Source organism: Parafrankia elaeagni (assembly GCF_000374165.1).
Lineage (GTDB): Bacteria > Actinomycetota > Actinomycetes > Frankiales > Frankiaceae > Parafrankia > Parafrankia elaeagni.
In genome coordinates, this window is record NZ_KB893694.1 from 145,039 (window position 1) to 170,979 (window position 25,941).

General features: G+C 72.9%; 23 protein-coding genes and 1 riboswitch. Of the genes, 22 read left to right on the top strand and 1 reads right to left on the bottom strand.

Going from position 1 to position 25,941, the window contains the following annotated elements; translation table 11 throughout:
• Positions 1 to 127: 127 nt before the first annotated feature.
• The 22 genes from rpe (at position 128) to B207_RS0106010 (ending at position 25,189) form a co-directional block, all read left to right on the top strand.
• Positions 128 to 844, top strand: a complete 717-nt coding sequence (gene rpe / locus B207_RS32715; RefSeq protein WP_018635602.1) for a ribulose-phosphate 3-epimerase — start codon at positions 128 to 130, stop codon at positions 842 to 844.
• A 99-nt stretch (positions 845 to 943) separates the two neighbouring features.
• A riboswitch (FMN riboswitch) is annotated at positions 944 to 1,074 on the top strand.
• Between the two features lie 128 nt (positions 1,075 to 1,202).
• Positions 1,203 to 1,871 carry a riboflavin synthase gene (locus B207_RS0105910; RefSeq protein WP_018635603.1) on the top strand — a complete coding sequence of 223 codons (669 nt, stop codon included), beginning with the start codon at positions 1,203 to 1,205 and terminating at the stop codon, positions 1,869 to 1,871.
• Entirely contained in the window at positions 1,871 to 3,349 is a 1,479-nt protein-coding gene (locus B207_RS0105915) for a bifunctional 3,4-dihydroxy-2-butanone-4-phosphate synthase/GTP cyclohydrolase II (RefSeq protein WP_018635604.1), read from the top strand. The genes B207_RS0105910 and B207_RS0105915 overlap by 1 nt, the downstream gene beginning before the upstream one ends.
• Positions 3,346 to 3,843, top strand: a complete 498-nt coding sequence (gene ribH, locus B207_RS0105920) for a 6,7-dimethyl-8-ribityllumazine synthase (protein ID WP_018635605.1) — start codon at positions 3,346 to 3,348, stop codon at positions 3,841 to 3,843. Before B207_RS0105915 ends, ribH begins: the two co-directional genes overlap by 4 nt.
• Before the next feature lie 1,085 nt (positions 3,844 to 4,928).
• Complete coding sequence (locus B207_RS41090; protein WP_230204856.1) at positions 4,929 to 5,849, top strand: MinD/ParA family ATP-binding protein; 921 nt, start codon at positions 4,929 to 4,931, stop codon at positions 5,847 to 5,849.
• A 46-nt stretch (positions 5,850 to 5,895) separates the two neighbouring features.
• Positions 5,896 to 6,936, top strand: coding sequence for an SseB family protein (locus B207_RS0105930; RefSeq protein ID WP_018635607.1), 1,041 nt, complete (start codon positions 5,896 to 5,898; stop codon positions 6,934 to 6,936).
• 544 nt (positions 6,937 to 7,480) lie between these two features.
• Complete coding sequence (gene infC, locus B207_RS0105935) at positions 7,481 to 7,999, top strand: translation initiation factor IF-3 (RefSeq protein WP_321572594.1); 519 nt, start codon at positions 7,481 to 7,483, stop codon at positions 7,997 to 7,999.
• Between the two features lie 121 nt (positions 8,000 to 8,120).
• Positions 8,121 to 8,315, top strand: coding sequence for a 50S ribosomal protein L35 (gene rpmI / locus B207_RS0105940; RefSeq protein WP_026310729.1), 195 nt, complete (start codon positions 8,121 to 8,123; stop codon positions 8,313 to 8,315).
• A gap of 73 nt (positions 8,316 to 8,388) precedes the next feature.
• Entirely contained in the window at positions 8,389 to 8,769 is a 381-nt protein-coding gene (gene rplT, locus B207_RS0105945; RefSeq protein ID WP_018635610.1) for a 50S ribosomal protein L20, read from the top strand.
• Between the two features lie 19 nt (positions 8,770 to 8,788).
• Entirely contained in the window at positions 8,789 to 9,718 is a 930-nt protein-coding gene (locus tag B207_RS0105950; RefSeq protein ID WP_018635611.1) for a TrmH family RNA methyltransferase, read from the top strand.
• On the top strand, positions 9,715 to 11,022 hold the full coding sequence (locus B207_RS0105955; protein WP_407671371.1) for a sensor histidine kinase: 1,308 nt from the start codon (positions 9,715 to 9,717) through the stop codon (positions 11,020 to 11,022). Before B207_RS0105950 ends, B207_RS0105955 begins: the two co-directional genes overlap by 4 nt.
• Positions 11,023 to 11,144: 122 nt before the next feature.
• Entirely contained in the window at positions 11,145 to 12,257 is a 1,113-nt protein-coding gene (gene pheS, locus B207_RS0105960; protein WP_018635613.1) for a phenylalanine--tRNA ligase subunit alpha, read from the top strand.
• A 4-nt stretch (positions 12,258 to 12,261) separates the two neighbouring features.
• Positions 12,262 to 14,832 carry a phenylalanine--tRNA ligase subunit beta gene (locus tag B207_RS0105965; protein WP_018635614.1) on the top strand — a complete coding sequence of 857 codons (2,571 nt, stop codon included), beginning with the start codon at positions 12,262 to 12,264 and terminating at the stop codon, positions 14,830 to 14,832.
• Between the two features lie 379 nt (positions 14,833 to 15,211).
• Positions 15,212 to 16,276 (top strand): N-acetyl-gamma-glutamyl-phosphate reductase, encoded by a 1,065-nt coding sequence (gene argC / locus B207_RS0105970; RefSeq protein ID WP_018635615.1) that lies wholly within the window; start codon positions 15,212 to 15,214, stop codon positions 16,274 to 16,276.
• 82 nt (positions 16,277 to 16,358) lie between these two features.
• Entirely contained in the window at positions 16,359 to 17,519 is a 1,161-nt protein-coding gene (gene argJ, locus B207_RS0105975) for a bifunctional glutamate N-acetyltransferase/amino-acid acetyltransferase ArgJ (protein WP_018635616.1), read from the top strand.
• A 62-nt stretch (positions 17,520 to 17,581) separates the two neighbouring features.
• Complete coding sequence (argB, locus tag B207_RS0105980; protein ID WP_035740082.1) at positions 17,582 to 18,547, top strand: acetylglutamate kinase; 966 nt, start codon at positions 17,582 to 17,584, stop codon at positions 18,545 to 18,547.
• Positions 18,544 to 19,773: an acetylornithine transaminase gene (locus B207_RS0105985; RefSeq protein ID WP_018635618.1), complete on the top strand. Its 1,230-nt coding sequence runs from the start codon at positions 18,544 to 18,546 to the stop codon at positions 19,771 to 19,773. Before argB ends, B207_RS0105985 begins: the two co-directional genes overlap by 4 nt.
• On the top strand, positions 19,770 to 20,723 hold the full coding sequence (gene argF, locus B207_RS0105990) for an ornithine carbamoyltransferase (protein WP_018635620.1): 954 nt from the start codon (positions 19,770 to 19,772) through the stop codon (positions 20,721 to 20,723). The genes B207_RS0105985 and argF overlap by 4 nt, the downstream gene beginning before the upstream one ends.
• Positions 20,720 to 21,385, top strand: coding sequence for an arginine repressor (gene argR, locus B207_RS32725; protein WP_018635621.1), 666 nt, complete (start codon positions 20,720 to 20,722; stop codon positions 21,383 to 21,385). The genes argF and argR overlap by 4 nt, the downstream gene beginning before the upstream one ends.
• Before the next feature lie 164 nt (positions 21,386 to 21,549).
• Positions 21,550 to 22,752, top strand: a complete 1,203-nt coding sequence (locus B207_RS0106000) for an argininosuccinate synthase (RefSeq protein WP_018635622.1) — start codon at positions 21,550 to 21,552, stop codon at positions 22,750 to 22,752.
• Positions 22,749 to 24,362 carry an argininosuccinate lyase gene (gene argH / locus B207_RS0106005; RefSeq protein WP_018635623.1) on the top strand — a complete coding sequence of 538 codons (1,614 nt, stop codon included), beginning with the start codon at positions 22,749 to 22,751 and terminating at the stop codon, positions 24,360 to 24,362. The genes B207_RS0106000 and argH overlap by 4 nt, the downstream gene beginning before the upstream one ends.
• Positions 24,347 to 25,189, top strand: coding sequence for a DNA-3-methyladenine glycosylase (locus tag B207_RS0106010; RefSeq protein ID WP_018635624.1), 843 nt, complete (start codon positions 24,347 to 24,349; stop codon positions 25,187 to 25,189). Before argH ends, B207_RS0106010 begins: the two co-directional genes overlap by 16 nt.
• 531 nt (positions 25,190 to 25,720) lie before the next feature.
• Here B207_RS0106010 and B207_RS41095 read toward each other — a convergent pair.
• Positions 25,721 to 25,941 (bottom strand): hypothetical protein (locus tag B207_RS41095; protein WP_230204857.1); only part of this gene is annotated, 221 nt, incomplete at its 5' end.

Below are 25,941 nucleotides of genomic sequence, written 5' to 3' on the forward strand. Positions count from 1 at the left end.
CCGGACGCGGGCCCGGCGGCCCGGCGGTCCGGCGCCAGCAGCAGCGGTCGCCGGGCCGCCGGGCCGCCGGGCCGTTCCGGCTCACCGCGGCGCCACGGCGAGCGGCGCTCCTGGATACGCTCGCGACGTGGCACTCGCGCAGATCTATCCCAGCATGCTCGCCGCCGATTTCGGGCGAATCGCGGACGCGGCCCGTGCCGTCGACGGGCACGCGGACTGGCTGCATGTCGATGTCATGGACTACCACTTCGTGCCCAACCTGGCGTTCTCCCCGGACACGGTGGACGCGCTGCGCAAGATCACCGAAACTCCGCTCGACTGCCACCTGATGATCGACGATCCGGACCGGTGGGCACCGGGCTTCGCCGAGCGCGGCGCGGCGAACGTGACGATCCACGCCGAGGCCGTCGATGACATCGCCCGCACCACCGACGCGATCCGGGCCGCCGGCGCGCGCACCGGCCTGGCGGTGAAGCCGGCGACGCCGGTCGAGCACTACCTCGACGATCTGCACCGCTTCGACCTGCTGCTGCTCATGACCATCGAGCCGGGCTTCGGTGGCCAGACCTTCATGGACGAGGTCCTGCCGAAGATCGCCGCGGCCCGCCGGCTGATCGACGAACGCGGGCTGGACCTGTGGCTCCAGATCGACGGCGGGGTCAACAGGGAGACCATCGAGCGGTCCGCCGAGGCCGGGGTGGACGTCTTCGTGGCGGGAACCGCGGTGTTCGGTCTGGACGACCCGGCGGCGGCGGTCGAGTCGCTGCGTGCGCTGGCGGTGGCCGCGGCACCGCGGCTGACCGGCGGAGCCGCGCGGACCCAGCCGGCGTCCCCGATGATCTGACCCAGGCGGATCCCGGCCGGAGAATGACGAGGATTACGGTCGCTGGCCCGAGCGTCCGCAGCGTCCGTATGCCACACTTGAACGCGTACTGACAAATGCACGCGCGCTCCGGGGTCGGTGAAACTCCGAGCCGGCGGTGACAGTCCGCGACCCGTCCACCCTCGTGGTGGCCGGTGGACCTGGTGGAATTCCGGGACCGACGGTGAAAGTCCGGATGGGAGGACGCGCGCGGGGCACCGCCGTGTCGACCGTGCGACTGGGCCGTCCCGGCGTGGGTTGGCGCCAGCGTGCCGACTCGGACCCGCGCGATTCTTCTGTGTCCTGGACGTGCTGCCGGGACCGGAAGGTGCGGGATCGGATGTTCACCGGCATCGTCGAAGAACTCGGCGTGGTGACCGCGATCGAGCCGCGGCAGGACGCGGCGTCGCTCACCGTCGAGTGTCGAGGTGTCCTCGACGACGTGGCGCACGGAGCCTCCGTCGCGGTCAACGGGGTGTGTCTCACCGTGACCTCCTTCGCTCGTCCCCCTGACAGCCCCGGAGACGGGCCGGCGGCTCCGGCGGCTCCGGCGGGAATGTTCACCGCCGACGTGATGCTCGAAACGCTGAACAGGTCCTCGCTCGGCGGCCTCGCCGTGGGCGACCGGGTGAACCTCGAGCGCCCCGTCCGCCTCTCCGACCGCCTCGGCGGCCACCTGGTCCAGGGCCATGTCGACGGGGTCGGCGTCGTCCTGGAAAGGGCGCCCGCCGAGCACTGGGAGGTGGTTCGGATCGCACTGCCACCGCGGCTGGACCGCTATCTCGTCGAGAAGGGCTCGGTGACGGTCGACGGCGTCAGCCTGACTGTCGTGGATGTCCGGCCGGCGGCCGGCGCCGAGCCCGCAAGCTTCACTGTCAGCCTCATTCCGACCACCCTGGCCGACACCACCCTGGGGAGCCGCGCGGTCGGCGACAAGGTCAACATCGAGGTGGACGTCCTGGCCAAGTACGTCGAGAAGCTCCACGCGGATCTGAACGGATCACATTGATGACCACATACCTGGCCGGCGACTCCGCGGCCACCTCGCAGCCGACCGCCACCTCCGTGACGGCGACCGCCCACGCTCCGCAGGCCCGCCGGCCCGAGGAGGACCCGACCCCGCCGCCGGCCGACGGCGGGCGGACACCGTTCGCCACGATCGAGGAGGCCATCGCCCAGATCGCGGCCGGCCGCCCGATCGTCGTCGTCGACGACGAGGACCGCGAGAACGAGGGCGACCTGATCTTCGCGGCCGAGGTCGCGACGCCGGAGCTGCTCACGTTCATGATCCGGCACACGGCCGGCGTCGTCTGTGTTCCGCTCGACCCCGCCGAGGTCGACCGTCTCGAGCTCGACCAGATGGTGCCGCAGAACACCGACCGGATGCGCACCGCGTTCACCGTCTCGGTGGATGCCCGGACCGGCGTCTCCACCGGCATCTCCGCGGCCGACCGGGCCCGCACGATCCGGTTGCTGGCCGACCCGGCCACCGAGCCCGGTGACCTCACCCGTCCCGGCCACGTCTTCCCGCTGCGCGCACGGGAGGGCGGCGTGCTGCGCCGTCCCGGCCACACCGAGGCCGCGGTGGACATCGCCCGGCTGGCCGGTCTGCGCCCGGTGGGGGCGATCTGTGAGATCGTCAACGAGGACGGCACGATGGCCCGCCTGCCGGAGCTGACGGTCTTCGCCCGGGAGCACGACCTGGCACTCATCTCGATCGCCGACCTTGTCGCCTACCGCCGCCGGACGGAGCCGCGTATCGAGCGGATGGCGGAGGCCCAGATCCCGACCCGGCACGGCGTGTTCCGCGCGGTGGGGTACCGGGACACCTTCGACGGTGTCGAGCACATCGCCCTGGTCCGGGGTGAGGTCGGCGACGGCGAGGACGTCCTGGTGCGGGTGCACAGCGAGTGCCTCACCGGGGACGTCTTCGGCTCCCGGCGCTGCGACTGCGGCAACCAGCTCGACGCGGCGCTGCGCGCGGTCGCGGCCGAGGACCGCGGCGTCGTGCTGTACGTGCGGGGCCACGAGGGACGCGGCATCGGCCTGCTGGACAAGCTGCGCGCCTACCAGCTGCAGGACGCCGGCCACGACACCGTCGACGCGAACCTCGCCCTGGGGCTGCCGGCTGACGCCCGGGACTACGTCACCGGCGCGCAGATCCTGCTGGACCTCGGTGTCCACGGGCTGCGGCTGCTCTCCAACAACCCGACCAAGCGGGCCGGGCTGGAGCTGTACGGCCTGCGCGTGGTGGGGCTGGTCGGCCTGCCGGTGGCGCACACGCCGGAGAACCTGCGCTACCTGACCACCAAGCGCGACCGGATGGGCCACGACCTGCCGGGTCTCCCACTGGCCGTCGGGGGAGACCCGCACGGGAACGGCGCCCGCGAGGTCCGGCCCTGGTCCGTGACGGGCGCCGGTGCCGGCGCCGACTGGGCGGATCGTGCGGACCGCGCCGACGACCGGGCCTGCGAGGAGGCCCGATGAGCGGGGCGGGCGCGCCGGCCGAGGAGCTTCCCGACGCCGGCGGCCTGACCCTGGCGATCGTCGCCACCCGGTGGCACGCGGAGATCACAGACTCGCTGCTCGGAGGCGCGCTGCGTGCGGCGAAGGACGCCGGGGTGCCGCACGCGCCCACCGTGGTCCGGGTGTCGGGCGCTGTCGAGCTGCCGGTGGTGGCCGCCGCGCTGGCGTCCCGCCACGACGCGGTGGTCGCGCTCGGCGCGGTGATCCGCGGTGGCACACCGCACTTCGACTACGTCTGCAGGTTCGTGACCGACGGCCTGGCGAGGGTCACTCTTGACTCCGGTGTGCCGATCGGTTTCGGGTTGCTGACCTGCGACACCGTGGAACAGGCCAGGGACCGGGCCGGGTTGCCCGGTTCGGCGGAGGACAAGGGGCGCGAGGCCACCCTGGCCGCGCTGGACACGGCCGTCGTCCTGCGCGGCCTCGCCGCGCGCACCACGGCCGGCTTCGCCTGACCAGGTTCCGTCTGACCGCGACCGCCAGGCCGGCGGTCCTGATGTGGCCCACCGGTGGGCCGGGTGCGACTGTGACGTCATGGTCACAGTTCTGTCGGCCTGGCGTACTTGTGACGCCGTACCTTCCGCGAGAGTGTGGTTTCGAACCGTATCGGTGACCTCGCGCAGTGCGGGGTCCGCGCAGGTGGGCGCCGGTCGGGGCGTACGGTGGCCGCACGGTGGTCGCGGTGGTGGGTCGAGGGGGGCCCACCGAGCCCGCGTCACCTCATGCGAGGTTCCGGTGCGACAGGCCGGCCGGCGGTGGACGGGGGATCCACCGGCGTGCCGATCTTTCGACGGTCGACACATGGGGTGGGCACATGCAGGTGACGGGCCACGGATCTGAACGTGACGGGGCCGCCGGGGCGTCCTCCCGCGGCTCCGGCTCCGAACGGTCCGGCTCCGAACGGTCCGATCCCGGGGCCGCGGCCTGGGAGCGCCACGACGCGGAAGCCGGATCGAGGCCGGGGGAGCCGGACACGGGCGACGGCCCCGCTCCGGAAGTCGACGCCGAGGGCGACGCCCGCCCGGTCTCGCTGCTGGGGATGCGGATGAGTCAGGAGACCCAGCCCGGTCGTGCCACGGTCAGCCGCCGCCAGGCCCGCAGTCGCCCCCGAGCACCGCGGCCCGAGCTCGCGACCCGCGGTGATTCGCCGCCGGGCCCGCCGGCCGTGCGCCGCAATACCCCCACCCCCGGCCCCACCCCCGCCCGCGCCCCGGCGCCCGGCGTCCCGCCCGTTCCACCGCCCGCCTCACCGCCTCCTGCTTCCCAGCGACCCGCTGCGCCGGTCTCGTCCGCACCCGTCGCTCCGGCGCCTGTCACGCCTGCTCGGCCGCAGGCGGCGGACGTGTCGCCTGGTGCTTCCGGACCGGACCCGCGCGGGGGCGGTGGGTGGGTACCCGACATTCCGGCACCGGCACCGGCACCGGGCCAGGCCCCGGCTCTGGGGCCAGGACCGGACCCGGCATCGGCTTCCGCCTGGGAGCCCAGCGTCTCGTTCGGGTCACTGCCGACCCACCCGTCACCCGCGGCTCGACCGCCAGCGTTGCCCGCCGGCGCCCCAACCGAGGGCTATGCGGCCGTCCCGACAGGACCGACCTCCCCGCCCCCGGCCGTGCCGGCCGAGCTGGCCGGGCCGGTCACAGCGCCCGGTCCGGCGTCCGATCGGCTGCCGGTGCCTGCTCCGGCGGCGCTCCCCATCGCCCGCCAGGACGTGGCGCGTGCCCGCCGTGTGCTGGTGGGTGGCTTCGGTGGGGGTGGCGGCCGCACGACGGTGGCCGCGGGCCTCGGCCTGGCGCTGGTGGCGCGCGGTCAGGCGCGGGTCGCCGCCGTCGACGCCTGCCCGGACCAGTACGGGATGCTGACCCAGCGGGTCGGACTGCGGGCGCGGGGGAGTGGGGTCCGTGAACTGGTGACCGCCCGGCCGCCGGTGGAGTCGCTGACCGATGTGCGGCGCTATCTGAGTGCCGACGGTCCTGGCGGGCTGGAAGTGCTCGGCGGGGTGCACGACCTCGCCGCTCCGGGTCTGACCGGGGAGGAGTTGGCCGCGGCGCTCGGCCTGCTCGCCCGCTGGTTCCGAGTCGTGATCGCGGATGGCCCGCCCGGGTGGAGCCAGCCGGTACCCGCAACCCTGCTCGCCCGCAGTGACCTGGTCGTTCTGGCGAGCCGTGCCGGGGAGGCCGATCTGGCGGCGGCGGACCACGCCCTCACCGCGCTGGCCGCGGCCGGGCGCGCCGACCTGCAGGCCTCCGCGGTGCTGGCGGTGGTGGAGACCTACCCGACCCGGCTCACCCGGGCGGCCCGCCAGCGGCTGGATGATGTAGCCGCGCGGGTCCGCCATGCGGTGACCGTTCCGTTCGACCCCGGGCTCACGGACGGCCGAGCTCTTGCCTGGCAGCGTCTTCGCCGTCGAACCCGCGCGGCCTTCGAGGAACTGGCGGCCGCGGTGGATCCCCCCGACGGGTGACGGACGTCGTGCGAGGCCCTGACCGCAAGGCACTACAGTCGATGCGATGTCTCCTGACCTGCTGACGCCACCCGGGCAGGGTGATGACGGCCGCGCCGACTCCGCTCTGCTGACGGCGCTGCGCTCGGGCGACCGATCGGCGCTCACCGCGGCGCTGCCGGGTGCGCGGGTGTTCGTCGGCGTCGAGGCCCGGTCGTTGGCGACCGATGTGGTGACCGGCGCCGACAAGCAGAGCGACATGGTCCTCGTCACCCTGCGCACGCCGTCCGGTTCCGGGGCGCTGCCCGTCTTCAGCGCGGTGGATGTGATGGCGGCCTGGCGCCCGTCCGTGCGCCCGGTCGCGGTGACGTTGCCGGACGCGTGCGCGGAGGCCGTCCGGATGGGCCTGGCGGCGGTGGTGATCGACCTGGGTGGGCCAGCTCCGGTCACACTGGATGTCCGCCCGACCGCCGGGGAGGGCTCCGGGGGCGCCGGCTGCCGGATCCCGCGGCCGTTCGGGCGTGGCGAGGGGATGTGGATCTCCTCCTCCGCGACGGACGGTGTCGGGGCCGCCCGTGGCCGAGGTGTCACACGGGCGGTGGCGATGTCCGGAGCGGACGGCCTGGACGAGGTGGTCGTCGCGGACGACACGGGTGGTGGTCTGCTCCGTCCCCGCCCCGTGCCGCTGGGTGCCCGTGGGCGGCGGCGGATCCGGGCGGCGCTGGCCGGCCTGCCGGCGGCCACGGAGGTCTGGCCGGCGGAGCTCGCGCCGCCGGCCGGGCGGGAGCAGGCGGCACGCCCGGTGCTCGCTGTGGCGGTGAGCGGCGTGGCCGCCGGCGCCGCGGGCAGTGCCGCGGTGGACGGTGTCGACACGGTGGACGGTGTCGACGAGGCGACCGCGGAGATCGTGCGGCGGCTGCGCCTGGTGATCGAGGCACCCGTCGTTCGTGGGGCGGCGACCGGGGCCGATGACGGCCAGGGATCCGACGAGACGGTGGCCGCGGTGCTCGTGGTCGACCCCACCGAAGTGCCGGCGGTACGGGCGCATCTGGGGCGGGGTGTCCGTCCGCCGCGGCGGTTCGCGCTGTGGCGGCCGGGGGCGCGGTAGCAGTCGCGTGTGGTCTGGCTGCGGGAGGAGTCTGTCCGGCGTCGGGACTGTTCCTGGGCCTGCCGTGGGTGCGGTCCTGGTGAGTTCGCCCGCTGGGCAGGGGGGTGAACGCCGGCCGTGGCACCGTGCCGGGCCGGGTTCGGGGTGCCGCCTGGCACGGCCCGACCGGCGCTGTTGATCGTCCCTTCCGCGGAGCTCTGCTACGCTGGGCTGCAGACCACCTGGTGGCAGGTCGTAACGGCGTTCTCGGGTACGGTATGTCCCTTTCGGGGCGCCGGGCCCGCGCGGCGTTCGGGCCGGTCACCAGGTCAAAGCGGGGGTTCGCCCTCCACCCGTTGCCGCCGTCGGAGTAGATCCGGCCGGTCGCCAGCCCAGGCGGTTGGCGTGCGGTAGCCGGGTCGCCGGTCGGTCGAGCCGTTCCCACGGCATGTCGGCCGGGAGTCTGGGATGTCCCGGGCTTGGTGCTCCGCTGCGGTGAGGTCGTGCCCGCGCGTCGAGCCACGGAGGAAAGCACATCAGCACAGAGTCACGTATCAATGACCGGATCCGCGTCCCGGAGGTTCGCCTCGTCGGTGCGGAGGGTGAGCAGATCGGCATCGTCTCCATCGGCGAGGCCATGCGCCTGGCGCAGGAGGCTGACCTCGACCTCGTCGAGGTGGCGCCGACCGCCCGTCCGCCGGTCTGCAAGTTGATGGACTTTGGCAAGTTCAAGTACGAGTCCGACCAGAAGCGTCGCGAGGCTCGCAAGAACCAGGTCCAGACGGTCATCAAGGAGATGAAACTCCGACCGAAGATCGATCCGCACGACTACGAGACCAAGAAGGGTCACGTCGTGCGCTTCCTCAAGGCCGGCGACAAGGTCAAGATCACCATCATGTTCCGTGGCCGTGAGCAGTCACGGCCCGAGCTCGGCATCCGGTTGCTGCAGCGGCTGTCGACCGACGTCGCCGATCTCGGCTACGTCGAGGCCCAGCCCAAGCAGGACGGGCGGAACATGACAATGGTCATGGCCCCGCACAAGGGGGCCAAGCCGCAACGGCTGCCGGAGCCTGCCCAGGTCTAGGCCACGGCGCCGGGCACGTCGACACCACGTCACGTGTCCGGCGGCACAGGTACCCGGCGGTACGGGTACCTGGAACAGGCGCGCCCAGGCGCGCACCCGCACTCACCACAGGGACACGATCATGCCCAAGATGAAGAGCCACACCGGGACCGGGAAGCGGTTCCGCGTCACCGGGACCGGCAAGGTGATGCGCAGGCGCGCCAACCGTGCCCACCTGCTCGAGCACAAGTCGAGCCGGCGCACCCGGCGGCTGTACGACGAGGTCGTGGTGAGCTCCGCGGACGATCGGCGCATCAAGCGTCTGCTGTCCCGCTGACAGCTCCGGCCCGGCAGCCGTCCTGGGCGGTGCGCGGGCCGGAGGCTAACGAACGAAGGAGACAGGTGCCCTCATGGCACGCGTGAAGCGGGCGGTCAACGCCCAGAAGAAGCGCCGCGAGGTCCTCGAGGCCGCCAGCGGCTACCGGGGTCAGCGGTCCCGGCTGTACCGCAAGGCCAAGGAGCAGATGCTCCATTCGATGACCTACTCCTACCGGGACCGTCGCGCGCGCAAGGGCGACTTCCGGCAGCTGTGGATCACTCGGATCAATGCCGCCGCTCGGGCGAACGGCATGACCTACAACCGGTTCGTCCAGGGCCTGCGCCTGGCCGGGGTCGAGGTCGACCGCAAGATCCTCGCCGATCTCGCCGTCAACGACGCGGCCGCCTTCGCGGCTCTCGTCGAGGTCGCGCGCGCCGCGCTGCCGGCGGCGGCCGAGACCTCGGCGGCCTGAGAGTCTCTGGCGCCGGCCGGTGACGTCGCGCCGTCCGCAGGGCCGTTCCGCGGGCCGGCCGGCATCCGCTGCCGGCCGGCGCCCCGGCGGCACGGGTGTCCGGCCCGCGGCAGCCTCACTCGGGCAGCCGGAGGGGATCCGTTCCTCCCGGGTCGCCGCCGCCCGCCGGCTACGGCGCGCGGCGGCACGCCGCGACGAGGGCTTGTTTCTCGTCGAGGGCGTTCAGGCGGTCACCGCGGCGCTGGTCGCCGGCGCCCTGGTGGAACTGTTCGTCGGTGAGTCGGCGGCCGTGCGGCACGCGGACCTGATCGCCGGGACGGATGTCCCGGTCCGCCTCATGACCGACGCGGCGGCGGCGGCGTTGTCCGAGACGGTGACGCCGCAGGGGCTGGTTGGTGTCGCCGAGCTTCCCGGGCACCGGCTCGCCGATCTGGGCAGGCCCCGGCTGGTCGCGATCTGTGAGGGTGCGAACGACCCGGGGAACGCCGGCACGGTGATCCGCTCGGCGGACGCGGCCGGTGCCGACGCCGTGGTCTTCGTCGGGGACAGTGTCGACCCGTTCGGCGGCAAGTGCGTCCGGGCCTCGGCCGGCAGCATCTTCCATCTGCCGGTGGTGGTGGCCGAGGATGCGCTCGCCGTGGTGGCGTCGGTGCGTGAGGCCGGGTGCCGGGTCCTCGCCGCGTCCGGCCATGCCGCCCGCGATCTCGACGACCTCGCGTCCGAGGGCATTCTCGCGGTGCCGACGGCCTGGGTCTTCGGTAACGAGGCCCGGGGCCTCACGGAGCGGACGGTGGCGTCCGCGGACACGGCGGTGCGGGTGCCGGTGTACGGTCAGGCCGAGTCACTGAATCTTGCGGTTGCGTCGGCACTGTGCCTGTATGCGTCAGCGCGGGCGCAGCGGGTGGTGGGGTCCGCGACGTCCGGTGTCAGGGGAGGTGGGGCGCATTGACGCGCATCGTCGCGTCCACCCCTGGGCAGGCTGTTCCCGGGCATCCGGTCCCGGAGCCCGTGGCGGCCCCGGGGCACCCGGTGACTCCGGAGCACGAGCGCCCTGCCGGGCAGGACGGCGTCACCGTGTACCACGGCACGACTGAGTACGACGACATACCTGAGAAGTACGACGACATACCTGAGAACGACGGCGCGACCGGGGCGTACGGCGCACCCGGAACCGGTGAGTCCGAGACCACGGAGGAGTCGGTGGACGTGCTTTCTCCGGCCACCCTCGACCTGCTGCCCGACCCGGTCGTCGTCACCGACGCCACCGGCACCGTGGAGATGTTCAACCTCGCCGCGTCGAAGGTGACGGGGCTGGCCGCCGGACAGGCGGTGGGGCGGCACGTCACCGAGGTCATGCCTCTGCTCGACGAGCGGGGCAACGACTGGTGGGAGTGCTCGCGGCCGAGTCGCGAGCTGCCGCGGGTGACCGGGCAGCCCGAGCGCCGGCTGACCTACGCCGGTCCCGTCGCCGATCACGACTTCAACGTCACCGCCCGTTTCACCCGGGTCGAGGGCGTTCTCGTCCGGGTCGCGGTCTGCCTGCGGGACACGGTGAGCAGGGAGCGGATCGAACGTAACCGGGCGGATCTCATCGCCACGGTCGCCCACGAGCTTCGCTCGCCTCTGACCAGCGTGAAGGGGTTCACCGCGACGCTGCTCGCCCGGTGGGACCGGTTCACCGACGAGCAGAAGAAGCTCATGCTCAACACCGTCAACACCGACGCGGACCGGGTCACCCGGCTGCTCACCGAGCTGTTGGACGTCTCCCGCATCGACGCCGGCCGGGTGCAGATCCGCAAGCAGATCGTCGACATGCGGGCCGCCGTCCGGCGTGTCGTCGAGGGCAAGATCGCTGCCGGCTCGGCCGCGGCGGATCGGTTCGACGTCCGCATGGAGGGCGAGCTGCCCGAGATGTGGGTAGATCCCGACAAGATTGATCAGGTTCTCCACAACCTCATCGACAACGCGCTGCGCCACGGCGCGGGTACTGTGACCGTCGTGCTGAGCGGGACGCCTACAGGCGCCGAGGTGACGGTCACCGACGAGGGCGAGGGAGTTCCGGAGGCCAACGCGATCCGGGTGTTCGCCAAGTTCTGGCGCGGCGCGAGCCGCGGCAACGGCACGGGTCTCGGCCTCTACATCGCCAAGGCGCTCATCGAGTCGCACGGCGGGACGATTTCGGTCGGAAGAGCACCGCACGGCGGCGCGGAGTTCCGATTTTTCCTGCCCGCCGGTGGGCCCGTGTTCGGCTGAGACCACGTCTGGCTGAGGCCACGTGCGGCTGAGGCCACGCGACGTATCACCGGCGGGCGCCCCGGGAGAACCGACCCAACCGTTCGGGCGGGCCACGCCGGCCCGCCCGCCCACCGATGAGGATGATCATCGTGCCCGCCCCCAACGAGACCGCTGATCCCGTGGATCTCGGTGCCCTGGAACCGGATCGGCTGGACCGTGACGTGGCCGCGGCGCTCGCCGCGATCGCCGCGGCGGACAGCCTGGACGCGCTGGCCGCGGTGCGCACCGCGCACGTGGACGGCCAGTCCGCGCCGCTGGCGCTTGCCCGCCGCGAGCTGGGTTCGCTCCCGCGCGAGCACCGCGCGCAGGCCGGCCGGGCGCACAACGCCGCGACCGGCACGGTTCGCGCCGCCTACGAGGCCCGGCTCGCGGAGCTCACCGAGCGTCGTGACGCCGAGATTCTGATCGCCGAGCGGGTGGACGTCACCCTGCCCGTGGACCGGCGCCGCCGCGGCGCACGCCACCCGCTGACGCTGCTCTCCGACCGGCTCACCGACGTCTTCGTGGCCATGGGCTACGAGGTCGCCGAAGGCCCTGAGGTCGAGCACGACTGGTTCAACTTCGAGGCGCTCAACATGGCGCCGGACCATCCCGCCCGCAGCGAGCACGACACGCTGTACGTAGCGCCCGAGGGGTCGGGTCGCCTGCTGCGCACGCACACCTCCCCGGTCCAGATCCGCTCGCTGCTGGCCCGTCCACTGCCGGTGTACGTGGTCTGCCCCGGGCGTACCTACCGCAACGACACGATCGACGCGACGCATTCTCCGGTGTTCGGGCAGCTCGAGTGCCTGGCCGTCGACGAGGGCATCACCATGGCCGACCTGCGCGGCACCCTGGAGGTGTTCGCCCAGGCGCTCTTCGGCTCGGGCCTGTCGACCCGGCTGCGGCCGTCGTTCTTCCCCTTCACCGAGCCGTCCGCGGAGCTCGACGTCCAGTGCTTCGCCTGCCATGGCGACGCCGGCCGCCAGCCCTGCCGGGTCTGCTCCGACGAGGGCTGGATCGAGGCCGGCGGCTGCGGCATGGTCGACCCGAACGTGCTGCGGGCCTGCGGGGTCGACCCCGACCGCTACAGCGGCTTCGCCTTCGGGATGGGCCTGGAACGTGCCGCGATGACCAGGCATGACGTGCGGGAGATCCGGGACTTCGTCGACGGCGACGTCCGGTTCGGCCTGCCGTTCGGAAGCGAGGGCTGACCCGGTGCGCATCGTGATGTCGTGGCTGCGTGAGGTCGTCGGGCCGCTGCCGCCGGCGAAGGCCGTCGCCGAGGCGCTTATCCGGGCCGGTTTCGAGGTCGAGGGCCTGGAGACCGTCGGCTCGGATCTGGCGGGCGTGGTGGTCGGTGAGGTCGTGGCCATCGAGATCGTCAAGACGAAGAAGAAGGACGTCCGCTGGTGCCAGGTCCGGGTCGCCGAGCTCGACGACCCCGCGGCCGGCGGCGCGGCGGCGGTGCCCGGGGTCCGCGGGGTCATCTGCGGCGCGTTCAACTTCGAGGTCGGCGACAGGGTGCCGGTGGCGCTGCCCGGCGCCGTGCTGCCGGGCGGGTTCGAGATCACCGCACGCAGGACGTACGGTCACCTCAGCGAGGGGATGATCTGCTCGGCGCGCGAGCTCGGGCTGGGCGACGACCACGGCGGCATCCTCGTGCTGCCGCCGGACACCCCGATCGGGGCGGACGTCAACGAGCTGCTGGATGTCGGTGACGAGGTGCTCGACATCGCCGTCACCCCGGACCGCGGTTACGGCCTGTCCGTGCGGGGCATCGCCCGCGAGGCGGCGACCGCCTTCGGGCTGCCCTTCGACGACCCCGGCCGGGGGGACACCCCGCCGGCCGGCGCCGGCTACCCGGTACGGGTGGAGGACACCGCCGCCTGCGACCGGTACGTCGCGCGGACCGTCAGCGGCGTCGACCCGACCGCCCGGACGCCGCTGAGCTGGGGCCGCCGCCTCTCGCTGGCCGGGATGCGCCCGATCTCCGTGCCGGTCGACGTGACCAACATCGTGATGGTGGGCCTGGGTCAGCCGCTGCACGCCTTCGACCGGGCCAAGCTGTCCGGCACCATCGTCGTGCGGCGAGCCCGGGCGGGGGAGCGCCTGGTCACCCTCGACGGGGTGGACCGTGTTCTCGACCCCGAGGACCTGGTCATCGCCGACGACTCCGGCCCGGTCGCGCTGGCCGGGGTGATGGGCGGCGCCGCGACGGAGATCTCCGCGGCGACCACCGACATCGTGCTGGAGTCGGCCCACTTCGACCCGGTCACGGTCGCCCGGACCGCACGTCGGCACCGGCTGGGCTCCGAGGCGTCCCGGCGCTTCGAGCGGGGGGTTGATCCGGCGCTCGCGCCGGTCGCCGCCCAGCGGGCCGTCGATCTGCTGGTCGAACTGGCGCGGGCCGCTGCCGAGCCCGGGGCCACCGACATCGATCACCGCCCGCCGCCGGTGACGGTCCTGTTCCCGCTGGGCGAGCCCGAGCGGCTCGCGGGACGTCCCTACCCGGTTGAGGTGATCCGGCGTCGGCTCGCCGACGTGGGAGCCTCCGTCGTCGACGCGCCCGGCCTTGCCGACTCGTCGGATCCGGAGCCGTCCGGCCCCGCCGGCGCGTCGAGGCATCCCGGTGCGCCGGGGACGGTGCTGGTCACGGTGCCGTCCTGGCGGCCGGACCTGGCGCGTCCCGCGGACCTCGTCGAGGAGGTGGTGCGGCTGGAGGGGTACGACACGATCCCGGTGACCCTGCCGCTGCTGCCGGCCGGGCGGGGTCTGACGGAGCCGCAGCGGATGCGGCGCGCGGTCGGGCGGGCGCTCGCCGCCGACGGCTACGTCGAGGTGCTGACGCTGCCGTTCGTCGCCGAGGATGCCGCCGACCTGCTGAGCCTGCCCGCGGGCGACGAGCGTCGGGCCGCCGTCCAGGTCGCCAACCCGATCGCCCAGGACGCCTCGTACCTGCGTACCACGCTGCTGTCGGGTCTGATCGCGGCCGCCGGTCGCAACCTCGGGCGCGGCCAGGCGGATCTGGCCCTGTTCGAATGCGGGCTGGTCTTCCGCGAGCTGGCGACCGTCCCGGCCGCGGCGGTGACCCCGCCGGTGGACCGCCGTCCCAGCGAGGCGGAGATCCACGCGCTGGATGGTGCGCTGCCCGTCCAGCCGCGGCAGGTGGCAACGGTCCTGACCGGCCGGCGTGAACCTGCCGGCTGGTGGGGGCCGGGCCGCGCGGCCGACTGGAGTGACGCCCTGGCCGGCGCGCACAGCGTCGCGGCCGCGCTCGGCGTGGAGCTCACGGTCGGGGCCGGGAGCGCGATGCCCTGGCACCCGGGCCGCTGCGCCGAGCTGTCGATCGACGGCCGGGTCGTCGGGCACGCGGGGGAGCTGCACCCGCGCGTCCTCGGCGCCACCGGGCTGCCACCCCGGTCGTGCGCCATGGAACTCGACCTCGACGCGCTTGTCGCCGCCGCGCTGGAACGGCCGGCGGTGGCCGCTCCGACGATCTCCACCTTCCCGCCCGCCGATCGCGACGTCGCCCTGGTGACCGGAACCGACGTGCCCGTCGCCGCGGTGACCGGGGCACTGCGGGCCGGTGCCGGGGAGCTGCTGGAGTCGCTGTCGCTCTTCGACGTCTACGAGGGCGACCAGGTCGGGCCCGAACGCCGTTCGCTCGCCTTCGGGCTCCGCCTGCGTGCTGCGGACCGCACGCTGACGGCCGCGGAGGCCAACGAGGTCCGGGACGCGGCGGTGGCCGAGGCCGCCAGCCGCACGGGAGCGGTGCTACGCGGCTGAGAGCGTGCCGCCGCCGCAGGCATGGCCGGCGGTACGAGGGCGGAGAAGATCGGGGTGGGTGCCTGCACAGGCGCCCACCCCGACCCGTTTCCGCTCCGGGACGACGTTGTCCTGGAGTGGTGTTTAGCTGAGTCTGCCCGGTGCGTCCCGTCCTGTCATTTACTTTGGAGTAACGAGTCGGTAACGGCCGGCGCTTCGGTCGGGAATGCGCCCGGCGGCTGGCCGGCCCGGCATCCGGCCGGCCCGGCATCCGGCATCCGGTGCGTGCTGGCCGCCTCCGATCGTCATGGCGAGATCGCCCGTGGCTGCGCCCGTCGTTTCCCCGGTTCGCGAGCAGGGGCTTGAATCTTCATAGGGGTGTGTGTATAAATTCTCAGTCATGGGTGTGACTGCGGCGGTGGCGGGGGCTAGCGGGTACGGCGGCGGGGAGCTGCTCCGGCTGTTGCTCGGCCATCCCGGTATCGAGATCGGTGATCTGGCGGCGAACACGTCCGCCGGGGCGGCGGTGACGGAGGTCCATCCCCACCTCCCCGATCTTGAAGGGCGCGTCTTCGTCGACACGGAGGCGCTGGCGCAGACCAGCGCCGACATCGTGTTCCTCGCACTGCCGCACGGGCAGTCGGCCGCGGTCGCGGCGATGCTGCCGGCCGGGGTTCGGGTCGTCGACCTCGGTGCTGATCACCGCCTGCACGACCCGCAGGCATGGCAGCGGGCCTACGGCGGCGAGCACGCCGGCACCTGGACCTACGGCATGCCGGAGCTACCCGGTGCGCGGGAGGAGATCCGGGTCAGCAACCGCGTCGCCGCACCCGGCTGCTACCCGACAGCGGTCAGCCTCGCGCTCGTGCCGCTCGTCGCGGCCGGTGCCGTCGACCCGTCCGACCTCGTGGTCGTCGCCGCGAGCGGAACGTCCGGAGCGGGCCGGTCGGCGAAGACCAGCCTCCTCGGCAGCGAGGTCATGGGCGACCTGACCGCGTACAAGGTCGGTAGCCACCAGCACCGGCCCGAGATCGTCCAGACGCTCAGCCGGTACGCGGGCTCCCCGGTCTCGATGTCCTTCACGCCGGTGCTGGCACCGATGCCACGCGGCATCCTGGCCACCTGCACCGCCCGGCCGTCCGCCGAGATCGTGTCCGGCGACGACCTGGGAACCGGGCTCGGTGCGGACGCCGAGACGATCACCGGCATCCTGCGCGCCTTCTACGACGGCGAGCCGTTCGTGCGGGTACTGCCCGCCGGCCGCTGGCCGCGCACCTCGTCGACTCTGGGCAGCAACTGTGTGCACCTGCAGGCGACGGTGGACGCCGAGGCCGGCCGGGTCGTCGTTGTGGCTGCCATCGACAACCTCACCAAGGGGGCCGCCGGCCAGGCGGTCCAGTGTGCCAACCTCATGCTCGGCCAGCCGGAGACCACCGGTCTCAGCGCCCAGGGCGTGGCGCCGTGACAGCTGTGGCCATGGGCGCCGCCTCACTGCCCCCGCCCGTCCGGGCAGCCGGGCCGGCGGCGCGCGGGGAAGGAGACCAGGAATGAGCGTCACCGCCGCCCAGGGCTTTCGGGCTGCCGGCGTCGCAGCCGGGCTGAAGCCGTCCGGGCGCCCGGACGTCGCGCTCGTCGTCAACGACGGTCCCGACGCCGCCGCCGCGGGAGTGTTCACCCGCAACCGGGTCCAGGCCGCGCCCGTGCTGTGGACCCGCCAGGTGCTGACCGACGGGCGCCTGCGGGCGGTCGTGCTCAACTCCGGCGGCGCGAACGCCTGTACCGGTCCGGCCGGCTTCGCCGACACCCACGCCACCGCCGAGCATGTCGCCGCGGCCCTGGGTGTCGGCGCGGGCGAGGTCGCGGTCTGTTCGACCGGTCTGATCGGCGTCCGTCTGCCGATGGACCAGCTGCTCCCCGGGGTCACCCGGGCGGCGGGCGAGTTGTCCGCCACGGGCGGGGGTCTCGCGGCCGAGGCGATCCGCACCACGGACACCGTGTCCAAACAGGCCGTCCGGACCAGCTCAGGGGGCGGGGCCGTCACGGTCGGCGGTATGGGCAAGGGCGCGGCGATGCTGGCGCCGTCCCTGGCGACGATGCTCGTGGTCGTCACCACCGACGCCGTCGCCGACGCGGCGACGCTCGACCGGGTCCTCCGCGAGGCCTGCCGGACGACCTTCGAGCGCGTCGACTCCGACGGCTGCCTGTCGACGAACGACACGGTGCTGCTGCTCGCCTCGGGCGCATCCGGGCAGAGTCTGCCGGAGGCCGAGCTGACCGAGCTGGTCACCGCCGTCTGCGACGACCTGGCCGGCCAGATGCTCGGCGACGCGGAGGGCTCCACCAAGACCATCTCGATCACAGTGACCGGAGCGGCCTCCGAGGAGGACGCGCTCGAGGTAGGGCGTGCGATCGCGCGGAACAACCTGCTCAAGTGCGCGCTCTACGGCAAGGATCCGAACTGGGGCCGGGTCCTCGCGGCGATCGGGACCACGGCCGCCGCCTTCGAGCCCGACCAGCTGGACGTCAGCATGAACGGCGTCCAGGTGTGCCGGGCGGGTGCCCCGGGCGAGTCCCGGGACCTGGTCGACCTCTCCGGTCGGGAGATCAGCATCGTCGCGGACCTGCATGCGGGAGACGCAGAGCTGACGGTCCGGACGAACGACCTCACGGATGGCTACGTCTACGAGAACTCGGCGTACTCGACGTGAGCGCCGAGCTGAACGCGGACCTCCCTGCCGGAGCGGCTTCCCCGGCGACCGGGACCGTCCCGATGACCCGTGGTGCGGCGGCGCGGGCCCGCGGGCACGCCGCCCTGACCAAGACGACCGTGCTGATCGAGGCGCTTCCCTGGCTGTCCCGCTTCCACGGTGCGACCATGGTGATCAAGTACGGCGGGAACGCGATGACCCGCCCGGAGCTGCGGGAGGCCTTCGCGGCGGACATCGTCTTCCTGCGCTACGCCGGCATCCGGGTCGTGGTCGTGCACGGCGGCGGCCCTCAGATCACCGCACATCTCGAGCGGCTGGGCGTCGCCTCGACCTTCGTCGGCGGTCTTCGCGTGACCACGCCGGAGACCATGGACGTGGTCCGGATGGTGCTCGTCGGCCAGGTCAACCGGGACGTTGTCGGACTGATCAACAACCACGGCCCGTTCGCTGTCGGCCTGTCTGGTGAGGACGCGAACCTGTTCACCGCCCGCCGCCGGCCCGCGCTGGTGAACGGCGAGGAGGTGGACGTAGGCCTCGTCGGCGACGTGGTCAGGGTCCAGCCGGAGACCGTGAACGCCCTGCTCGACTCGGGCAAGGTGCCGGTTGTCGCCTCGGTGGCACGCGGTCTCGACGGCGGCGTCTACAACGTCAACGCGGACACCGCGGCCGCGGTGCTGGCCCTGGCGCTGGGCGCGACGAAGCTCGTCGTGCTCACCGACGTCGAAGGTCTCTACGCGGACTGGCCGGCGAGCGACGAAGTGATCAGCGAGCTGACCGTCGGCGAGCTGGAGCGGCTCCTGCCGTCCCTCTCCTCGGGCATGATCCCGAAAATGGAGGCCTGCCTGCGTGCCGTCGCGGGCGGGGTGCCGCAGGCCCATGTTCTCGACGGCCGGGTCCCCCACGCGGTGCTGCTGGAGGTCTTCACCGACGATGGCATCGGCACCCTGATCCGACCCGACCGGCCGGCCGGGCAGCCGTCAGGCGCCGGCGACCCGGGAGCGGCGGACCTCATCGGAGGAGAATCGTGAACGCCGACCTGCTCGACCGTCGTGACGCCGTCGTCATGGCCACCTACGGCCGCCCGTCGATCGCGCTGACCCGTGGGGCCGGCGCTCATGTGTGGGACGCCGACGGCCGGGAGTACGTCGACCTGATCGCGGGTGTCGCGGTGAGCGTTCTCGGCCACTGCCACCCGGCGGTGCGCGCCGCTGTCGTCGCCCAGCTCGACACCCTGGGCCACACGTCGAACCTGTACGTGAACACCCCCCAGGTCCTGTTGGCCGAGCGGCTGATCGAGCTGCTCGGCGTCGACGGGCGGGCCTTCTTCTGCAACTCGGGCGCCGAGGCGAACGAGACCGCTATCAAGATCAGCCGTCGGACCGGTCGGTCCGAGATCATCGCGGCCGAGGGCGCCTTTCACGGCCGGACCATGGGTGCCCTGTCGATCACCGGCCAGGCCGGGAAGCGGGCCCCCTTCGAGCCGCTGCTGCCCGGCGTGCGATTCGTGCCGTACGGGGATGCCCAGGCTTTGACCGAGGCGGTCAGCGAGCGCACCGCGGCGGTCTTCCTGGAGCCCACGTTGGGCGAGGCCGGCGTGGTCCCGCCACCGGCCGGCTATCTCGCCGCCGCCCGTGCCGCCTGTGACGCGCGTGGAGCCTTGCTGGTGTTCGACGAGGTCCAGAGCGGCATCGGGCGCACCGGCGCCTGGTTCGCGCACCAGACCGCCGGTGTCCTGCCGGACGTGATCACCCTCGCCAAGGGGCTGGGTGGCGGGCTGCCGATCGGTGTCTGCATCGGCATCGGGCCGGCCGGCCACCTGCTGCGCCCCGGCGACCACGGCAGCACCTTCGGGGGCGGCCCGGTCGTGTGCGCTGCCGCCCTCGCCGTTCTGGACACGATCGCCGCCGAAGGCCTGCTCGACCATGCGGTCGCTCTGGGCGGGACGCTGCGGGACGGGATCCTCGCCGCCGGTGCCCCCGGCGTCACCGGGGTCCGAGGCTCCGGACTGTGGCTCGCGATCGAGCTGGGCGGCCCGTACGCCGGCGAGCTGGAGGCCGCTGCACGCGATGCGGGTTTCCTGGTGAACGCGGTCTCCGCGGACTCGGTCCGGCTCGCACCGCCCCTGGTACTCACCCCCGCGGACGTCGACGCCTTCGTCTCGGCACTGCCGGGTCTCACCGCGCAGGTCCTGGCAGCTCGGGCAGGCGACGAAGACGGTGGCAAGCAGGGCAGAAGCTCTAAGGTCAGCGCATGACGGCTCGACACTTCCTGCTCGACACGGACCTGACCTCGTCCGAGCAGGCCGCCCTGCTCGACCTCGCCGACCAGCTCAAGGCGACGCGCCGCCAGCGCGGGTCGGGCCTTCGCCCCCTCGACGGCCGGTCGGTGGCACTGATCTTCGAGAAGCCGTCCACCCGGACCAGGCTTTCGTTCGACGTGGCGGTCGCCGAGCTCGGCGGCCACCCGATCGTGATCGACTCGGCCTCGACCCAGCTGGGGCGCGGGGAGACGATCGAGGACACGGCCGCGGTGCTGAGCCGCTATGTCGACGCCATCGTGATCCGGACCTTCGAGCAGAGCCGGGTCGAGCGGATGGCTGCCGCGGCCACCGTGCCGGTGGTCAACGCACTGTCCGACCACGCCCACCCCTGCCAGGCGCTGGCCGATCTGCAGACCATCCGCGAACTGCGCGGCCGGCTCGCCGGCCTCACCCTCGCCTACCTCGGCGACGGCAACAACGTCGCGCACTCGCTGATGCTGGCGGGCGCTCTCGCCGGCATGCGAGTCCATGTCGCCTCGCCGCCCGGCTACGAGCCGATCGGCCAGGTGGTTCGGCAGGCGAACGAGATCGGCGCGGTCACCGGCGGCGAGGCTCTGGTGATGCACGACGCGCACGAGGCCGCCGCCGACGCCGACGTGCTCTACACCGATGTCTGGGCCTCGATGGGTCAGGACGGCGAGTCCGAGACCCGGGCGCTGGTCTTCCAGCCGTACCGTCTCGACGAGAAGGCCGTCGAGGCCGCCCAGCCGGACGCGATCGTCATGCACTGCCTCCCCGCCCACCGCGACGTCGAGATCTCCGCCGGTGTGCTCGACGGCCCCCGTTCGGTGGTCTTCGACCAGGCGGAGAACCGGCTCCACGCCCAGAAGGCGCTGCTGTCGTTCCTGCTCGGCGAGTCCGTGGCAGGTGTCGGGACCCGATGACCATCCGCGCGGCCGCCCCGCTGACGAAACACGCCCGACAGGCGCGTCTCGCGGCGCTGATCGCAGCCGGGTCGGTACGTTCACAGGCGGAGCTGGCGCGTCTGCTCTCCGCGGAGGGCGTGCAGGTCACCCAGGCCACCCTGTCCCGGGATCTGGAGGACATCGGCGCCACCAAGGTTCGTGGGCCCGAAGGCGTGCTCATCTACACGGTGGACGTCAACCTGGCACCGGCGGAGACCGTGCGCATACCACTGGCCAGGCTCTGCGAGGAGCTCCTGGTCTCGGCGGAGGCCAACGGTGACCTCGTCGTGCTGCGCACCCCGCCGGGGGCCGCCCAGCTGTTCGCCTCCGCCCTCGACCGCGCCGCCCTGCCGGAGGTGATGGGGACGATCGCCGGCGACGACACGATCCTGGTCGTCTGCCGGGCGGTGCACGGCCCGCACGGCCCGTCGGCGGGCCCGCAGTTCGCCGGGCGGCTGCTGTCGCTGGCCGACGGCCGGGCCAGGGACACGGCGGCCGCCGCGCCGGCCACGCTGCCCGCGTCGGTGGGCCGGTGGCGTCTCGGTGGCACCTCGCCCCCGGCCGGAGACGACGAGACCACGACGGCAGACAGGGGCGAGGCCGGGGGCGAGGCCGGAGATGGGGCCGCGGACGAGCACTGAGCGCCCGGGGGTCGATCCGGGCGGGTCCGGCCACGAGGGCACGAGGCCGGTCACGGGGAGCCGGCGACGAGGGCTGGCCATGAGGGCCAGGCATGAGGCACCGAGCCCGAACGTGGGCATGAACCACATGAGCGTATGAACTGCGTGAACTAAGGAGAGACCCTGTGACCGAACGCGTCGTGCTTGCCTACTCGGGCGGCCTCGACACGTCCGTGGCCATCGGCTGGATCGGAGCCGAGACGGGCGCCGAGGTGATCGCCCTGGCCGTCGACGTTGGCCAGGGCGGAGAGGACCTGGAGGCGATCCGCCAACGGGCATTCACCTGTGGCGCCGTCGAGTCCATCGTCGTCGACGCCCGGGAGGAGTACGCGGCCGACTTCGTCGCGCCGGCCATCCGGTCGAACGCGCTGTACATGGACCGCTACCCGCTTATCTCCTCGCTGTCCCGGCCGATCATCGTGAAGCATCTCGTCGAGGCTGCCCGGCAGCACGGCGCGGACGCGATCGCCCACGGCTGCACCGGCAAGGGCAACGACCAGGTCCGCTTCGAGGTCGGAGTGATGGCGCTGGCTCCCGGCCTGCGCGTACTCGCCCCGGTGCGGGACTCCGGGATGACCCGGGACAAGGCGATCGCCTTCGCGGAGGAGCGCGGCCTGCCGATCGACGTCTCCAAGAAGTCGCCCTACTCGATCGACCAGAACCTGTGGGGGCGCACCGCCGAGTGCGGCATCCTCGAGGACCCGTGGGCACAGCCGCCGGAGGACGTCTTCGTCTACACCGCGGACCCGACGGTCGCGCGCCCCGCGGACGAGGTCACGATCTCGTTCACCGACGGCCTGCCGACCGGCCTCGACGGGCGCCCGCTGTCCCTCGTCGAGCTCGTCGCCGAGCTCAACAGGCGGGGCGGGGCTCAGGGCGTCGGCCGGATCGACATGATCGAGGACCGGCTGGTCGGGATCAAGAGCCGCGAGATCTACGAGTGCCCGGCCGCGATCACGCTGCTGACCGCGCACCGGGACCTGGAGGACCTCACGCTGGAGCGGGACATCGCCCGCTTCAAGCGCGGCGTCGACCAGCGCTGGGCCGAGATCGTCTACGACGGCCTGTGGTACTCCCCGTTGCGGGCGGCCCTGGATGCGTTCGAGGAATCGTCCAGCGTCGGTGTCACCGGCGACGTGCGCATCCGTCTCTCCGGTGGAGTCGCGCAGGTGGTCGGGCGTCGCAGCCCCGGCAGCCTCTACGACCACGCGCTGGCCACCTACGACGCGGGCGACCAGTTCGATCAGAGCGACGCGCGCGGGTTCATCGAGCTGTGGGGGCTGCCCACCAAGGTGTGGGCTGCCAGAGAGCAGCGGCTGCAGTCATGACGTCGACCGGGTCGGTGGCGGCGGAGGACCGTCCGCCGTCCGACAAGGAGCAGGTACAGATGGATTCCAGGCAGGCCCAGGACGAGGCGGGTCAGCAACCGGGCGCCACCGGCACAACCGCGGCGTCGGGTGCCACCGGGGCCGCGGCGCCGGACCGCGAGCGGGACGAGCTCGACTCCGGCATCGGATCCACCAGCGCCGACGGGGCGCCGCCGTTGCGGCTGTGGGGTGGCCGGTTCGCCGGCGGCCCGGCCGAGGCGCTGGCCCGGCTGTCCGTCAGCGTGCAGTTCGACTGGCGGCTGGCCCCGTACGACCTGCTCGCCTCGCGTTCCCACGCCCGGGTGCTGCACCGCGCCGGGCTGCTCGACGCGGGCGAGCTCACCGCCATGCTCGGCGCGCTCGACGACCTGTCGGAGGCGGTCACCCAGGGCCGCTTCCGGCCGACCATCGAGGACGAGGACGTCCACACCGCCCTCGAACGGGGTCTGCTGGAACGGCTCGGCGCGCTCGGCGGCAAGCTGCGCGCCGGGCGGAGCCGTAACGACCAGGTCGCCACCGACCTGCGGCTGTACCTGCGCGATCACGCGCGGCAGGTCGCAGCCCGGCTCACCGAGCTGTCGACCGCGCTTGTCGTCCTGGCGGAGCAGCACGTCGACACCCCGGCACCAGGCATGACGCACCTGCAGCACGCCCAGCCGATCTCGTTCGCCCACCAGCTCCTGGCCCACGTGCACGCCTTCGCCCGGGATACCGAGCGGCTGCGGGACTGGGACCGGCGGGCGTCGGTGAGCGCGCTGGGCGCCGGTGCACTCGCCGGCTCGTCGCTGCCGCTGGACCCGGCCGGGGTGGCCGCTGAGCTCGGCTTCGACCGGGCGTTCGCGAACTCCCTGGACGCGGTCTCGGACCGCGACTTCGCGGCGGAGTTCCTCTTCGTGGCCGCCCTGGCGGGAGTGCACCTGTCCCGTCTCGGTGAGGAGATCGTCCTGTGGACGACCCGGGAGTTCGGCTGGGTCGAGCTCGACGACGCCTTCGCCACCGGCAGCTCGATCATGCCGCAGAAGAAGAACCCGGACATCGCGGAACTGGCCAGGGGCAAGTCGGGGCGGCTCATCGGGGCGCTCACCGGGTTGCTGACCACGCTCAAGGGCCTGCCGCTGGCGTACGACCGCGACCTGCAGGAGGACAAGGAGCCGGTCTTCGACGCCGTCGACACCCTCCTGGTCGTGCTGCCGGCGATGACCGGGATGGTCGCAACGATGCGGGTGCGCCGGGATCGGCTGGAGGCGGCCGCGCCCGACGGCTTCGCCCTCGCCACCGACGTCGCCGAGTACCTGGTCCGCAACGGGGTGGCGTTCCGGGAGGCGCACGAGGCGGTCGGCCAGCTGGTCGCCTGGTGTGTGGCGCACGAGGCGGACCTCGACGAGGTGTCCGACGGCGACCTCGCCGTGATCAGCCCGCTGCTCACGCCGGACGTGCGGACCGTGCTCTCGGTGCGTGGCGCGCTGGAGGCCCGTTCCGCGCCGGGCGGAACGGCCCCGGAACGGGTTCGTGAGCAGATCCGGGCGCTGGGGCCGGTGCTGGACCGGGACCGGGCATGGGCGGGGAGCTGAGCGTCTCCCCTCCGAACCATCCTCGGGGGCCGCACGCTGACGGCGGCGGCCCCACCGGGCCCGGCCCCACCGGGCCCGGCCCCGGCCCCGGGCCCGGCACCCACGGCGGACTGCTGTCCGCCGCCCCGCCTCCGGGTGGGCTGCTGGACCGACACTTCTACGACCGGCCCGTGCTGGCCGTCGCCCGTGATCTTCTCGGGGCGACGGTTCGGCACGGGCCGGTCGCGTTGCGGGTCACCGAGGTGGAGGCCTACGGCGGGACCGACGACCCGGCCTCGCATGCGCGCCGCGGCCCGACACCACGCAGCCGCGTGATGTTCGGCCCGCCGGGACATGCCTACGTCTACTTCGTGTACGGCATGCACTGGTGTTTCAACGTCGTGTGTGGCCCGGAGGGCACGGCCGCGGCGGTTCTGATCCGGGCGGGGAGTGTCTGCCCGCCCGGGCCGGAGCGGGACATCACCGGCCCCGATGTGCCGGCCCCCGCGGGGTCCGCCAGCCGGGTGGAACTGCCGGGTGCGGCCGGCCCCGGGGCTCGCACGGGCGAGCCGAACGTGGATGGCCCGCCGCCGTCCGGCTTCGGGCTGCCCCGGTGGGCCAGCGGTCCGGGCCGCTTCGCGAGGGCTCTCGGCGTCGACGGCGGGTACACCGGGGCGGATCTGACAGGCCCGGGGCCGGTCACCATCCACCGGGGCACGCTGATCGACGATGCTGCGGTCGGGCACGGACCACGGGTGGGTATCCGGGCCGGGACCAACCTCCCCTACCGCCTGTGGCTGCTGTGCGAAGCCTCGGTCAGCAGGGCCCGGCCTGTCCGCCCGCGGTAGCGCCGCCCCAGCCCTGAGCATCACGGAGAGGGGCGATGCGCGATCGCCCGGACGGTGGGCCGGCGATCTGGACCTCGATGGAACCCGCGGCCTGGCTGTGGGGGCGGTGGGGAGGGCCCGGAGCACCGGTCGGCCTGACCGTGCCGCTTCCGGGTGACAGGCCGCTGGCCTGCGCGGACGCCGGCTACAGACCCCGCTCATCTGTTCGAGCGCAGAACCTCAAGCCTCCCATACCAGACAGCCCCGTCAAGCTCCCACTGGGTGGCTGTGACATAGGTCACACTATCTGGGACCCGATTGATTTGACGGCTCCCGACATCCACCCGTAATGTTCTGTCTGTCAGCGAGACACGGCAGACACCGAACAGGGTGGCTCCACTCGGGACATGGGCCTAGCCGAAAGGTGAGGCCCGGCGGGCCGGATCACCATCCTCTCGGGGGATGTTCGTGATGAACCGGACCGAACGAAGCAAATCGCCTGGATACGGCGTCTCGCGGCGCGGTTCCAGAACGCATCTGCTCCTTGAGAACTCAACAGCGTACCGAATAGTCAGTGCCATATTTTTTAACCCCCGTCCATGGCCAGGGCTTGTTTGTTCTGGTGATGGTAGGGAAATTCCTTTGGCAATGATAGACGATCTTACGAGGATCTGTCTTGCCAGGATTGGTTGGGCTTGGCGGCCCGGCCATCTCTTTCAAGCATTGATGGAGAGTTTGATCCTGGCTCAGGACGAACGCTGGCGGCGTGCTTA